The 14882-nt window shown below is 34.8% G+C and carries 17 protein-coding genes; all 17 read right to left on the bottom strand.

Going from position 1 to position 14882, the window contains the following annotated elements:
* Nucleotides 1–74: 74 nt before the first annotated feature.
* A complete protein-coding gene (locus D1606_RS16425) occupies nt 75–845 on the bottom strand; it encodes a CheR family methyltransferase (protein ID WP_119417097.1) in 771 nt (256 codons plus the stop codon).
* A gap of 223 nt (nt 846–1068) precedes the next feature.
* On the bottom strand, nt 1069–1488 hold the full coding sequence (ndk, locus tag D1606_RS16420; protein ID WP_119417096.1) for a nucleoside-diphosphate kinase: 420 nt from the start codon (nt 1486–1488) through the stop codon (nt 1069–1071).
* Between the two features lie 89 nt (nt 1489–1577).
* Complete coding sequence (gene hepT, locus D1606_RS16415; RefSeq protein WP_119417095.1) at nt 1578–2552, bottom strand: heptaprenyl diphosphate synthase component II; 975 nt, start codon at nt 2550–2552, stop codon at nt 1578–1580.
* 21 nt (nt 2553–2573) lie between these two features.
* Entirely contained in the window at nt 2574–3281 is a 708-nt protein-coding gene (locus D1606_RS16410; RefSeq protein WP_119417094.1) for a demethylmenaquinone methyltransferase, read from the bottom strand.
* Nucleotides 3282–3287: 6 nt separating this feature from the next.
* On the bottom strand, nt 3288–4070 hold the full coding sequence (locus D1606_RS16405) for a heptaprenyl diphosphate synthase component 1 (protein ID WP_119417093.1): 783 nt from the start codon (nt 4068–4070) through the stop codon (nt 3288–3290).
* A 64-nt stretch (nt 4071–4134) separates the two neighbouring features.
* Entirely contained in the window at nt 4135–4356 is a 222-nt protein-coding gene (mtrB, locus tag D1606_RS16400; protein WP_119417092.1) for a trp RNA-binding attenuation protein MtrB, read from the bottom strand.
* Between the two features lie 61 nt (nt 4357–4417).
* Nucleotides 4418–5020 carry a GTP cyclohydrolase I FolE gene (folE, locus tag D1606_RS16395; RefSeq protein ID WP_255416330.1) on the bottom strand — a complete coding sequence of 201 codons (603 nt, stop codon included), beginning with the start codon at nt 5018–5020 and terminating at the stop codon, nt 4418–4420.
* Between the two features lie 193 nt (nt 5021–5213).
* Nucleotides 5214–5486: an HU family DNA-binding protein gene (locus D1606_RS16390; RefSeq protein WP_102692522.1), complete on the bottom strand. Its 273-nt coding sequence runs from the start codon at nt 5484–5486 to the stop codon at nt 5214–5216.
* Nucleotides 5487–5718: 232 nt separating this feature from the next.
* The gene (gene spoIVA / locus D1606_RS16385; protein WP_119417090.1) at nt 5719–7197 is read right to left on the bottom strand and encodes a stage IV sporulation protein A; all 1479 of its coding nucleotides are present in this window, start codon (nt 7195–7197) and stop codon (nt 5719–5721) included.
* Nucleotides 7198–7284: 87 nt separating this feature from the next.
* The gene (locus tag D1606_RS16380; RefSeq protein WP_119417089.1) at nt 7285–8007 is read right to left on the bottom strand and encodes a hypothetical protein; all 723 of its coding nucleotides are present in this window, start codon (nt 8005–8007) and stop codon (nt 7285–7287) included.
* A gap of 25 nt (nt 8008–8032) precedes the next feature.
* Nucleotides 8033–8254 (bottom strand): DUF2768 domain-containing protein, encoded by a 222-nt coding sequence (locus D1606_RS16375; RefSeq protein ID WP_367269413.1) that lies wholly within the window; start codon nt 8252–8254, stop codon nt 8033–8035.
* 389 nt (nt 8255–8643) lie between these two features.
* The gene (locus D1606_RS16370; RefSeq protein WP_119417088.1) at nt 8644–9663 is read right to left on the bottom strand and encodes an NAD(P)H-dependent glycerol-3-phosphate dehydrogenase; all 1020 of its coding nucleotides are present in this window, start codon (nt 9661–9663) and stop codon (nt 8644–8646) included.
* A gap of 34 nt (nt 9664–9697) precedes the next feature.
* Complete coding sequence (gene der / locus D1606_RS16365) at nt 9698–11008, bottom strand: ribosome biogenesis GTPase Der (RefSeq protein WP_119417099.1); 1311 nt, start codon at nt 11006–11008, stop codon at nt 9698–9700.
* A 194-nt stretch (nt 11009–11202) separates the two neighbouring features.
* A complete protein-coding gene (rpsA, locus tag D1606_RS16360; protein ID WP_119417087.1) occupies nt 11203–12369 on the bottom strand; it encodes a 30S ribosomal protein S1 in 1167 nt (388 codons plus the stop codon).
* Nucleotides 12370–12450: 81 nt separating this feature from the next.
* The gene (locus tag D1606_RS16355; protein ID WP_119417086.1) at nt 12451–13047 is read right to left on the bottom strand and encodes a lysophospholipid acyltransferase family protein; all 597 of its coding nucleotides are present in this window, start codon (nt 13045–13047) and stop codon (nt 12451–12453) included.
* 2 nt (nt 13048–13049) lie between these two features.
* Nucleotides 13050–13724 (bottom strand): (d)CMP kinase, encoded by a 675-nt coding sequence (gene cmk / locus D1606_RS16350; protein WP_119417085.1) that lies wholly within the window; start codon nt 13722–13724, stop codon nt 13050–13052.
* A gap of 492 nt (nt 13725–14216) precedes the next feature.
* Nucleotides 14217–14882: flagellar brake protein (locus D1606_RS16345; RefSeq protein WP_233548152.1), on the bottom strand; the 666-nt coding region annotated here is incomplete at its 5' end.

Raw genomic sequence — 14882 nt, 5'->3', positions numbered from 1 at the left:
TATAAAAAACGCTTTTCGTATTAATCGAAAAGCGTAAACTTGCTTACTTTGTAATGAAAGGGAATTACTAAAAATTATATCTTCTTGTAAAAGAAAGTGTCCTCTATATCAAAAGAGTATCTTGTTGGATTGAAAATTTGTTCAGTACTACCTACAAATAACACGCCACCCGAATGAAGGGAGTTACTAAAATTGCGATAAATTTGATCTTTAGCCTCTTCTGTAAAATAGATCATAACGTTTCGACATACTATTAAATCGTAATTACTGTCATAGGAATCATTTAATAAATTATGTTTTCGAAATGTAACGGTTCGTTTAATCTCATCCTTTACTTTATAAAAAGAGCCTTCTCGTTCAAAATACTTAGACTTCATATTCGCAGGTACTTCAGCCAGTGAACGTTCAGGGTAAACACCAGCTTTTGCTTTTGCAATTGCATTTTCATCTAAATCTGTGGCAAAGATTGAAATTTGAGATAATGGTAAGTAATTTGAAAGCACCATAGCTAAAGAGTATGGTTCTTCACCTGTTGAACATGCAGCACTCCAGATTTTAAGCCTTTTATTACTTTGCAATAATCTCGGTAAGATTTTATTTTGCAATACTTCCCAACGCTTTCCATTTCGATAAAATTCAGATACATTAATTGTCATCCTATCTAAGAACTCATCAAGAAGTTTTTGATCTCTTTCAATTCCCATAAAAAAGTCTTTAAAACTTTTAAATCCTCTTTTTTCATAAAGAGAAGTTAACCGTCTTTTCATCTGTGCTTCTTTATATAAAGCTAAATCAATGCCCGTTTTACGCTTAATATTTGCAATGAATTCTTCGTAATCAGTCATTTGAGCATCTTCCCTCTCTTTAGTCCTATGTCTATTATACCGGATTAGAAATAAATCTTAAATAGAAGAAATCGAGAGTTTTACAATATTTCAGTCATTAGTATTGTTTCAGTTGTGTTTATTGAATAGCTTACATTTTTTATAAGTTTATAAATATTAAAGAAAATAAAAAAACTGTCCATCGTTAAATGAACAGTTTTCTCTTCTTTTATACTAGTGAAAACTAGTGTAATTCTTCTTCTTTGAAGAATAAGCCAATTTCACGTTCTGCTGAAGCTAGTGAATCAGAACCGTGAATAACGTTGTGAGATACTGTTGTTGAGTAGTCACCACGGATTGTTCCTGGTGCAGATTCTGCAGGGTTAGTAGCACCCATCATAAGACGAGCAACAGAGATTACATTTTCGCCTTCCCATACCATTGCAAATACTGGACCAGAAGTGATGAATTCTACTAATTCACCGAAGAATGGTCTTTCTGCATGTTCTGCATAGTGTTTTTCAGCAAGTTCTTGAGAAATTTGCATAAGTTTTGCTCCTTTAAGAACAAATCCTTTGCGTTCGAAACGATCTACGATGTCGCCTACTAATTGGCGTTTAACACCATCTGGTTTTACCATTAAAAAAGTTTTTTGGATAGCCATTGTACTATTACAACTCCTTAAGATTATCTAGGATTTAAACCCTACTTGAAAATATTATCATTGAAACACATAATGTTCAACAATAACTATTAAAATTTACGTTTTCCCATATATAAAGCGATATCTCTTAATGACTTTTTCGCAGAGTTATTTGGTAATGCATCTACTTCTTTCAAAGCCTTTTGTAAATATAAATTACTTATATAATAGGATTCTTCTATTGCATCAGATTGACGAATTTTTTTCAAAAAGGCTTGTCTCTCATTTTCATTCATCGTGCCAGCCAATGCTTTGTCAATAAGAGGTCGCATTTCTAAATCATCTTTAACCAATAAAACTGGAAGTGTAATATTACCTTGCATTAGATCACTACCAGCAGGCTTTCCAAGTTGTTTATCTGAAGCTGTTAAATCTAGAATATCATCTATAATTTGAAATGACATACCTACATAATAGCCAAATCGTTTTAAATGATTTGCCACTTTTTCGTCACAACCTGAAGCAATTGCTCCTAGATGACAACTAGATGAAATTAACAACGCAGTTTTCCTTTTTATTCGTCTAAAATAGTCTCGGATATTTTGCTCTATATGCAATTTATCTTCAATTTGAATAATCTCACCTATACAAATCTCAACCATTGTTTTAGATAAAATCTCATTTGCTTTTTGGCTTTCAATTTTTGTAATATATTCTAATGCTTTCGCAAAGATAAAATCCCCAGTATACATCGCTACACGATTATTCCACTGAGCTTTAACAGTAGGGCGCCCTCTACGAAGTTCAGAATCATCAATGACGTCATCATGAACAAGGGAAGCCATATGGACTAATTCAAGAGGTACAGCCACATTTTTTATATGATGAATATCATATTGACCAAATTTAGCGCCAAGCAAAACAAAAACAGGCCTTATTCGTTTTCCACCAGCTTTAAGCAAATGGAGAGAGGCATCATTCAAATAGTGTGAAGATGAATCCAGCGCTTTTTCTAATTCTTTTTCGATGATCCTTATGTCTGATTGTAAATCGGCATAAAGAAGTTTTAACTTCATCTTTTCCACGCGTTTAAACCTTCTCCCACACTAAATTTCCTTTTTAAAGCCCATATGCATAGCAGCAGCTCCACCACTATAAGATTTATATACTACTTTTTGTAAACCAGCTTGTTCAAACATTTTCTTTAACTTTTTCATCCCTGGAAAATCATTTGCAGATTCTTGTAACCAAGAATATTCTTTATAACTCTTAGCAAAGATCTTACCAAACAAGGGCATAATATAGCGGAAATAGAATCGGAATAATTGACGATAACCAGGAATTTCTGATTGGGATGTCTCAAGGCAAACTACTTTACCGCCTGGTTTTGCTACACGATTCATTTCTCGAAGTACTTGCATATAATCAGGCACATTACGTAACCCAAAACCAATTGTTACGTAGTCAAATGTGTTGTCTGGAAATGGTAGCTCCATTGCATTTCCTTGTATTAATTCTATTTGTTTTATATCCTTTGTTTTTTCTAATCCGACATTTAACATATTCTGACTAAAGTCTAGTCCAGTAACATGTCCATTTTCTCCGACAGCTTCAGCCATTGCAATGGTCCAATCTGCAGTACCACAACATACATCAAGAGCTTTAGATCCCGGTTTAACGTCCATGTGTTTCATCGTATCTTTTCGCCAGCCCTTATGCATTTGAAAACTAATAACAGAATTCATCTTGTCATAACTATCGGAAATATTTTCAAAAACTTCATGTACACGTTCTTCTTTCGATTGTGGTGTCACTATAAATCAACCTTCTCTCATCGTTTGATGTTCAGGTATATCACTTTCGATATACTGTAACACTATTGTTTTAACTTCATCTAGTAGAAAAGGAGAAGATTTAATACTTCGAATTAAATTAGATGAAAGATCTGAAATTTGATATCGAAGAATTTGCTCATATTTCATACCAGCATTTTCCTTCTGTTGTTCCAAGACTCCCATAAAACGGTTATTTTGATGTAATTCTTGATATTGGTTCAATTCACGTTTAAATCGAGTAAGAAGTAAACCTTGGTTTGCAATATCAATATATGACTCAAAATGAAATCGTTTTAAAAATTGTTCAGTGGTCTTTGCTTCAATAACCCGAAATACTTCTAACCATTCCTTTAAATTTCTTTTTTTCGGTTCATACATAGCTGTCTTACATTCACAAACTTCAGCAACTGCCTCCGATAAATTACGAATAAGTTGAATATCTGGAATTGATGCAAGTGTCGTGTAATACAATCCGCTATAATAGTCTCCCGCAAGGACTGATAGTTGCTGACTTTTAGATGTAGCATTTTGTTCATCAATTTGCTCATGCTCGTGCAAAGCCGCATTGATCATTGCTACAGCAGTTGCAGCTTTCTCATGTTGTGCAGACCATCGTTCACCATTTAACTTTGGCAACAATAAATATAGCAGTTGACCATCTTCAACAATTGGTTGACCTGTAAATTGAAGGAGCGTTCTATGATGCAATTGCATTAGAATATTATTTTTTAGTTGCGATACTTGTTCTTCAATATAAGTTGCATTCATAAACTTTTCTCCATTCAGTTTGTATCCTGTTGTCCATATTATATTTACTATTATATTTTATATATTAATTTTTTGAATCGCTTTCAACAACTCCAAAAGCTGTTTGAATTTCTGCTTTTCCTCGAATTTTCATAGCGGAAGTATGCTCAGTAAATTGTGCAATCATTACTTCACCATTGTCTAATTTCTCTGAATGATGAAACTTGGTATCATTCCCACGAGTTAAACCAATGACATGTACGCCGTCTTCTTTTGCACGTACTACTATATAATCGTTTTGAGCCATTTAAACTTTCTCCTTATTTTCGACTTTTCTCCAACAATCATAACACAAAAAAACTCGAAATTTAAGACATTTGAATGAATGAAAGTATTTCTGAACGTTTTACTTCATCTTCTTCAAAAATGCCCTTCGCTACAGAAGTAACCGTTTTAGCCCCTGGCTTTTTAATTCCGCGCATTGTCATACACATATGTTCTGCCTCAACCACTACGTAAACACCTTTCGGATTCAACATTTCCATTAGCGTATCTGCGATAGTTCCTGTAATACGTTCTTGGAGTTGAGGACGATGCGAAACTGTTTCAACAGTTCTTGCTAATTTACTTAATCCCGCAACTACACCATTTTGAGGGATGTATGCTATATGAGCTTTGCCGTAAAAAGGTACTAAATGATGTTCACACATTGAATAAAACGGAATATCTTTTACAAGAACTAGTTCATCATGTCCTTCGTGGAAAACTGTCTCGAAATATTGTCTAGGGTCTTCATGAAGACCTTGGAACATTTCGGCATACATTTTAGCTACTCGCTTTGGTGTGTCTAATAAACCCTCTCTTAGTGGGTTTTCACCGACTGCCTCTAATATCATTGTTACAGCAGTTTCTATTTTTTTTAAATCTACATCAGTAGATACTTGGTCTATTTTTTCAAAGTTTTTTTCTATCAACATAAATCCCCCAATATTTCTGCAAAGAGTCTCAAAATGAGATTACCACACAAGTAAAGTAATCGCAAAATATGTAAACGTTTTTAATAAATTAAGTATGTACTACTAGTAAGATTCATTTTTGAATGTTATTTCAATCACAAAAAAAGAGCAGCCTTAACGGCTACTCTATGTAGAACAGATGCTTGTACTATTTAACAGCATCTTTAAGCGCTTTACCTGGTTTAAATGCAGGTACTTTGCTTGCTGCGATTTCAATTTCTTTACCTGTTTGTGGGTTACGACCTTTACGAGCCGCACGTTCACGTACTTCAAAGTTACCAAAACCGATCAATTGAACTTTATCACCCTTTGCAAGAGCTTCTTGGATAGTTTCAAATACTGCTTCAACTGCTTTAGAAGCATCTTTTTTAGAAAGAGCTGCAGTTTCTGCAACAGAGTTAACTAATTCTGTTTTATTCACACCACTCACCTCCTCTCAAAGGGGCTTTTTCTAAATCATGTAAAAAGATTATCACAACAAATTTTGCTATGCAACAATATTTATACTCCTTTTCCTAACTTTAAGCAAATAATTTATCAAATCGACACAAAAAAGGAATTTACATATCGTAAATTCCTCTTAAAATCAAGCTATTTATTTTCTCTTTCATTGAAACAACTATTAGGATGAATTCACTGATAGAAATTGCACTTTATAGTATAAAAGTAACCATTCCTTGTTCACCTTTATTCACCATTTTTTCAACTGTTTGACGCATTCTAGCTTTTGCATGTTTTGGAACAGCTTCGGTTTTGTATGCAATACTTTCTTTCATCATTTCATGTAATGGCGTTCCGAATATCTGAGTACTCCATAGTTTTTCACGATCATGTAAATAAGCATTGGTTAAATCTTTTAATAATTGTTGGCTATAAAACTCCGATCCGATAAGTGGTGCAAATTCTGCTTCCATATCGATTCGTAGAATATGATAAGAAGGAGCTTTAACTTCCATCCGAACACCAAAGAAATTATTTTGTTTAATAAGTTCTGGTCTAGTAGGTTCGAATTCGTCTAGGATTGGTAAAGTAACACCATATCCATCTTTATTTGCTTCCTCAATAGCTTTGTGGAAGCGTTGATAAGATTTTCTCGCTTGTTGCGATTCTTTAATAAATAATAACCAATCCTTCTTACTTTGAATAGGTTCATCTAGCCATTCATCACAGATAGATTTGTAGATTTCATTCTTTAATTGTAATGTAATAACTGCATGCCCCAACCCTGCATCTACATTTTTCACTTGAGCAGATGCGATAAAATCTTCTTGTAATAATTCATGTGTTAAACGTTCAATATCTCGAATTTTATTGACCGATGCTTTCCAGTTATCAATGGATTGTTTGATCAGTTTGTTTAGTTCGTGATTTTCATCTAATACATCTAACCAATCTGGTTTTTCCATCTCTAACTTATCAATAGGAAATTCATAAAGGGCCTCTTCTAAAATATGACGAACTTCATTTAAAGTCATTTGATCTACCGATGTAGAAATGACTGGCGCACTATAACGTTCTTGTAATTCTTCACATAATTCCTTCGCGACGTTATGGGCAGGCATTTTACTATTCACAACGATAACGAAAGGCTTACCAATCTCCTGTAGTTGTTGAATAATTTCCTCTTCTGCCTTGCAAACAGCTTCTCTCGGAATTCCATTTACTGTACCATCTGTGGTCATAACAACCCCGATATTCGCATGCTCCCTAATAATTTTATCAGTACCAATTTTAGCTGCTTCTTCAAATGGTATTGGATCATTATGCCAAGGGGTATGTACTAATTTGGGACCATTTTCATCCTCATACCCTTTCACACCGTCAATAATATAACCCACACAATCAGCGAATCTTATTTTAAACGGCATGTCTTGATTTCCAACAGTGATTTGCGCTCCATTAGCAGGTACAAATTTAGGTTCAGTCGTCATTATTACTGGGCCTGGAGAACTTTGTGGCAATTCGTCTTGTGCCCGTTGACGTTCTTTTTCATCTTGCATGTTTGGTAAGACCATAATATCCATCACACGCTTTGTAAACGTTGATTTTCCAACTCTAACCGGGCCAACTACACCGATATAGATATCACCATTTGTACGTGTCGCCATTTGCTCGTACACTTCTTGTGACATAATCCTTCCCCCTTTTTTTCAGCACTATATCCTATGCAATAAAAAAACGTTTCATGCACAAGACATGAAACGCTTTTTGAAGTTTACTTATTTCTTAGTTGATTTTGTTAAAAATTCAACTTCATTTTTTTCATTTACTGTATAAGGCAATGAATAGGCTGGTAAGATAGGATATTTGTCAGAAAGTAAATAACGTATATCTTCACCGGGCTTCACTTTTACTTTACTTTCATTGACCATTTTTTGTAATTCTATCGAATAATCGATACAAATTTCGCCACTACCTTTTACTACTAAAGGTAAGTTCGTATTAGAATAAGGACTCGGTACTGTCGGTGCCTTTTTATACCCCATCTTCTTATAATCGAATTCATAGACATCATCTTTAAGCTGTCTAGAGATTGGTACAAAGCCGTTTACACCTTTTTTAATATTAAGCTCCCGGATTGTTTCAGAACCTCGTAAATCGACTAATTTTACTTCAGGATTTTTACTTTCGGCATTCCATATTACATATTGATAAATACCGCCTTTTTCAAATGCATTTCCTGGTGTCTTTGCAATATATCCTTGAGTTAATTTTTCAAAATTAATCGGATATTTAATATAGCGATCCACATTTTGATCACGGTTTTGGATAGGTAATAGTCCACCTGTATCCTTTCTAAACTGGTCCACAGCTTTTTGTACTGTTAATAATTGAGCCTCATCTGGTACCTGATTTTCAACTTTTTCCTTATCAGGATACATACAACCTGACAGGGCTACTGTCATAATGAATACGAATAAAATTAAACTTATTTTTTTCATAAACTACCCTCATTTTTTTGAAGAATCAAAAAGTCATAACAACAAACACCATTGTTAAAAAACCAATGATAAGAAAAACATAAGCTATTAAAGCCACAATTGTACTTATAATTCTATTATTAATTTTTTGTCTACTTAAATATATCAACCCTGATGCAATCAGCAAAAAGCCTATTGAATAAAAGGATATCCACATCATATCCATTGGCGATATACCTGTTCCTGTAAGTAGTACTAACTCTGTCAACAGTACAACCACCCTTCCTATGTATAACGAAAATCATTTCTCACAGATGAAAGTATAACATAAAGTATCACTTTAAACATTGTAGTGATATAATCCTGCTGTTTACCCACATCAACCCGGTAAGACCCTTCTCAAATAATAATTGGTTAGAGAGAATACATTACCTATATAAGCATGATTTCAGTTTACTTTATCAGTTAAATAAGGAAACTTATAGTATTTTTGCCCAAATTTATATTTTTATAGAAACCATTTTTTATTACTATAAATAAAAAAACAAGAGATGTATGGTAACCATCTCTTGTCCTATTTTAACAATTGAGCATAAATAAAGTCATTTGCTAGCTCTAAGATGCTCTTTATAAATCGTACAATTTTGTGAACTACCATTAAAAATCGTAGGTAGCATCCAACTCTTGCGTTTTTTCACGAAGCATTAATTGTTCCACAGCTTTATGTGGATCGATTCCTTCAAAAAGAACCCCGTATAAAATTTCTGAAATAGGCATTGAAACATTATATTTTTTGGATAGCTGATGAGCTGCTTTTGTTGTACGAACTCCTTCAACAACCATACCCATTTGATCAAGAATTTCATCTAATGAAAGTCCTTTACCAAGCATATTCCCAGCTCTCCAGTTACGAGAGTGAACACTTGTACATGTTACGATTAAATCACCCATACCAGCTAATCCGGCAAATGTTAATGGATTCGCTCCTAGTTTTACACCTAAACGTGAAATTTCTGCTAAACCACGTGTTATAAGTGCTGCTTTTGCATTATCACCGAATTCTAAACCATCTACAGCTCCTGCTGCTAATGCAATAACATTCTTCAATGCTCCTCCAATTTCAACTCCAACAACATCTTGGTTTGTGTATACACGGAAGTATTGATTCATGAAAAGATCTTGTATTTTTTCAGCACTTACTAAGTTTTCACATGCAGCAGCCACAGTTGTTGGGTGATGCTGCACGACCTCTTCTGCGTGACTCGGGCCGGATAATACTACAATATCTTCAATCAGTTCTGCTGGAATTTCTTCTCGCATTATTTCTGAAATTCTTAATAATGTGTTTGGTTCAATTCCTTTAGAAACATGAACAAATAACATTTTTTTATCGAGTGTTTCCAGTATTTTTTGACATGTTTCTCGAATACCTTTTGTTGGAACTGCCATTACAATAATATCTGCATGATGAACAGCTTCTGCAATATCTGAAGTTGCTTTTAAATTTTCAGGTAATATTGTTGTAGGTAAATATTTTACATTTGTATGTTGAATATTAATTTCGTTTGCTTGTTCTTTACGATGAGACCATAGTAAAGTATCATGGCCATTTTCAGCTAAGACAATGGCTAAAGATGTTCCCCAAGAACCTGCTCCAAGTACCGATACGCGATTCATGTTGAAATCTCCTTTCGATTTCATGTTCTAATTATTAATCACGTGCTCTTGTGATTAATTTTATTGGTGTACCTTCAAAATCAAATGTTTCACGAATTCTATTTTCTAAGAAACGTTCATATGTGAAATGCATTAATTCTGGATCATTTACAAATACCACAAAAGTTGGTGGTTTGATAGCCACTTGAGTGACATAGTAAATACGTAAACGTCTACCTTTATCTGTTGGCGCAGGATTACGAGCTACTGCATCAGAAATAACTTCGTTTAAGATGCTAGATTGAATACGCATTGAGTGATTTTCATTTACTCGATTGATAATAGGTAAGATAGAATGGACACGTTGTTTTGTTTTTGCTGATACGAAGACAATTGGTGCGTAGTCCAAAAATTGGAATTGTTCTCTAATTTCTTTTGTTTTTTCATTCATTGTCTTTTCATCTTTTTCGACTGCATCCCATTTATTCATGACAATAATTACCGCTTTACCTGCTTGATGAGCATATCCTGCGATTTTCTTATCTTGTTCTTGGATACCTTCTTCACCGTTCAAGACAACTAATACAACGTCTGATCGTTCAATTCCTCTTAATGCACGAAGGACACTATACTTCTCAGTTGACTCGTACACTTTCCCTTTTTTTCGCATACCTGCAGTATCAATAATGACATATTCTTGTCCATCATATTCGTAACTAGTATCAATTGCATCACGAGTTGTACCTGCTACATCACTTACAATGACACGATTATCGCCTAAAAAGGCATTGACAAGGGAAGATTTGCCAACGTTTGGACGGCCTATTAATGAAAACTTAATCACGTTCTCATCATATTGTTCCTCATCTTCTTTAGGAAAATGCTTAGCTACTTCATCGAGTAAATCTCCTAATCCAATTCCGTGAGAACCGGAAATTGGGAATGGATCTCCAAATCCTAAAGAATAAAAATCATAAATCATTTGACGCATGTCAGGGTTGTCAATTTTATTGACTGCTAAAACAATTGGTTTCTTTGTTTTATATAAAATTTTTGCTACATGTTCATCCGCTAATGTAACACCTTCTCGACCATTTACCATAAAAATAATAACGTCTGCTTCATCCATAGCAATCTCTGCTTGATGACGTATTTGGTCAATAAAAGGTTCGTCTCCAATATCAATACCGCCAGTATCAATAATATTAAATTCATGTGTTAGCCAATCCGCAGAACTATAAATACGATCACGTGTTACACCTGGAATATCTTCCACGATTGAAACGCGCTCTCCTACAATTCTGTTGAAAATAGTCGATTTACCGACATTTGGACGACCAACAATTGCGACAATTGGTTTCGCCATAACTTTCTTCATCCTTCCGACTTCTAATAAGAGCTATTATACAACAAAAAAGATGATGGTACCTGATAAGTTGACCATCACCTACAATTGAAGTCTTTTTGTATACTTATTTTATCAAATATTGCCTGTAATGCAAGAAAAAAAGCAGGCAAAGCCCTGAAAGCATCTGCCTACTTTATTATTTTAATATTTTTTTATGATTCTTTTGAAAAGTTTTTAAGCTTATCACCAATTACATCGCCAAATGAAAAACCATTTGTTTCTTCAGGAAATTCAAATTCATCGACTTCAGGCTCTTCTTTGTTCTCTATTAAAGCTTTAATACTAAGTGACAAACGTTTATCAGCTTTGTTCACAGCTAGAACTTTTACTTGAACTTCTTGACCTTCTTTTAAAACTTCATGTGGTGTTGAAATATGATTATGAGATATTTGGGAAATATGCACAAGTCCTTCTACACCAGGGAAAATTTCTACAAATGCACCGAATGTAACAAGTCGTTTAACAACGCCTGTTAAGACAGACCCAACAGGAGCTTTTTCATCGATTTGTGACCATGGGCCTTCTTGAGTTTCCTTTATAGATAAAGAAATACGTTCTTGTTCAGAATCTACAGATAATACTTTAACTTTCACTTTTTGTCCTTCAGAAAGAACTTTTGAAACATCCTCAACATGATCATGAGACACTTGGGAAATATGCACAAGTCCATCAACTCCACCTAGATCAACAAATGCACCAAAAGTGGCTATACGTTGCACAGTCCCCTCGATAATATCGCCTTCATGAATATTATTAATAACTGCACCTTTTTCTTTTGCCTTTTGTGCTTCAATTACTGCACGATGAGAAAGAATTAAACGATTTTTTTCTTGATCCATTTCAACAATTTTATAGGTTAAAGTTTTTCCTTTATAATCTTCAAAAGATTCAACAAAATGATCTTCAACTAAGGAAGCAGGAACAAAACCTCGTACGCCTAGATCAACTACAAGGCCACCTTTAACGATATCTTTTACTTCAGCTTCAATTACTTCTCCATTGTTAAATTTCTCGGTTAACTCTTTCCATGCATATTTTGCATCTACTTGACGTTTTGAAAGAACATATTGTCCGGGATTCTTTTCGTCAGGCTGTTCAATTTTTGTTACTAAAACTTCTAATTCATCATTTACGGAGACAGCGTCAGAAGCTTTTTCTATATGTAAGCTTGAAAGCTCACTAATTGGAATTACGCCATCAAAAGGTGCACCTGGAATTGTAACTATTGCAACTTTTTCTTCGACCTTTTCAACTTTACCAGTAACAATATCACCTTCACGGATCTCTTTTAACTCGTTTAAGTTCATTTCTTCAGACATATGTAATCCTCCTTCACAATGTTCACTTTCTATTTTATTAGAATTTGCTAGTAAAAACAAAAATTAACCCTTTAAATACAATTATTTTTTATTATCAGGATGATGTTCATCTAATAATTCTTGAATGTGCGCCATTATTACTTCTGTTACTTCTTCTGGTTTTGCTTTTCTCTCACGATACGGTTCTATGTCAATCGGTTTACCAAATACAACTTTTACCTTACGGAATGGTTTGTATGGTCCAACGATTGCACAAGGTACCACATTGGCATTTCCTCTCAATGCAAAAAATCCAGCTCCAGAGAACCCTTTTCCTAGCTTACCCGATTTGTTTCTATGTCCTTCTGGGAAAAGTCCAACAACTTGACCTTCTTTTAAGGTATTAATGGCAGTGCGAAGTGCTTGACGATCACTTAGACCACGTTTAACAGGAAATGCATGTACTTTAGGTAAGATTCCTTTTAAAATTGGTACATTAAAAAGTTCTTCTTTGGCCATAAAGTTAACAGGTCTTGGTGAACAAATACCAACAACAGGTGGATCTAAATTATCAATATGATTAGAACATAATAAGATACCACCTTTTTCAGGGAAATTTTCAACACCTATTACATCCATTCGATAAATGGGCTTCAATACTGTATAAACAACAGACTTTGCAAATTGATAAAAGTCCATATCTATGCCATCCTTTCACTCACTAATTGTAAAATCGCTTCTGCTGCTTGTGTGATTGTTAAATCAGTAGTATCTAAGAATATTGCATCAGGTGCTTGCACAAGCGGAGATGCTTCTCTCTCGCTGTCTAATTTATCTCGCAAAGCAATTTCTTCTTGTAATTTTTCAATAGATGTTTCAATTCCACGTTGCTTATTATCTTCAAAACGACGACGTGCACGTTCTTCCACTGTTGCTGACATATAAACTTTCAATTCAGCTTTTGGTAATACTGCAGTTGCAATATCTCTACCATCCATCACAACGCCACCACGTTCTGCCATTTCACGTTGACGATTGACCATAATTTCTCGCATTGTAGCATGACAAGCAACTCTTGAAACATTTCCAGTAACAACATTAGAACGAATCTCTTTTGATACGTCTTGTCCATCAAGATATACTAATTGTCCTTGTGCTGATGGTTTTAATTCAATAATTGTTTTTGCTAATAAATTGGTGACGCTTTCAGCATTCTCTAAATCTATATGTTCTTTCAATGCTTTTAATGTAAGTGCTCGATACATTGCCCCAGTATCAATATAAGTGTAGCCTAATTTCTCAGCCACAATCTTAGCAATCGTACTTTTACCAGCCCCTGCAGGACCATCAATAGCAATTTGAATATTCTTCTTCACGGTATCAACCCTTTCTTTCCGTAATATTGTAACACAGAAAAGCGGAGGGCGCTCGTTCTGCTGCGACAAGCACTGGAACCTTCGAATCGAAAGCGTTTTTTCAGCTTTCGACCGAGAAGGTGAAGTGACTCAAGCAGCAAGCGCCCGCAGCTGGACAAGAAAAGCGGAGGCGGCTCGTTTAGACTCGAAAATCATTGGAAGGCCCGAATCGAAAGCGTTTTCCAGCTTTCGACCGAGGGACTGAAATGACTCGAGAGTCTAGCCGCCGGAGCTAGACAAGAAAAGCGGAGGGCGCTCGTTCTGCTGCGACAAGCACTGGAACCTTCGAATCGAAAGCGTTTTTTCAGCTTTCGACCGAGAAGGTGAAGTGACTCAAGCAGCAAGCGCCCGCAGCTGGACAAGAAAAGCGGAGGCGGCTCGTTTAGACTCGAAAATCATTGGAAGGCCCGAATTGAAAATATTTTATAAAGAAAAAAGCCCTCAATTTGAGGACTAAAAAGCTGTTTCTTTTTTCCGAATTTGCAATTGCCGTTCGAAACAAAAGCGTATAATATTTTGACGATCAATATCATCCGTATTGCTAAATTGTAATGGAGCTATTACAGTGTTATCTTTTTCAATGAACCTCACAACCTTTGCCGAAGTATGGACATATTGAACTCCATCACTTAAATTTGTAAATGGTAATACAATTGTCAATTCGACTTCATCGTTTTCTTTAAAAGGAACTGGTTGATTGATAATAATAGCTAATCCTCCGGCACTAATATCTTCCGTTATAAACTGAAAATACTGATGATTATATTCTATTGCCACATCAACAGGTGTTAGAACTCTTACAAATTCACGTCTTTGAATTTTTATGATTTCATCATCTGTCGGAAAAGAAAGCATAATCATTGGAATATTCGACATTACTCTACCTAAGACTTGCGTTTTAAACGCATGCGCCACTTTTGATTCGTCTACGAATGATGCTCGATATTGACTACCTTCAATTAGAAATGCGGTTTTATTTGTTTTTGTGTTAACGGGATAATCAATATAGATTGTATTATTCTTTTGTTCGACAATTTTACAGCGAAAACTTTCCCTATTTTCTGAAGAAATTGATTCTAAAATGATGTTAGTACCTAATTTCAATTCCATTGCAATCTC

This window comes from Rummeliibacillus sp. POC4, assembly GCF_003576525.1.
Lineage (GTDB): Bacteria > Bacillota > Bacilli > Bacillales_A > Planococcaceae > Rummeliibacillus.
The sequence above is the reverse complement of the archived record's forward strand: the minus strand, read 5'-3'. Positions and strand labels throughout refer to the sequence as shown.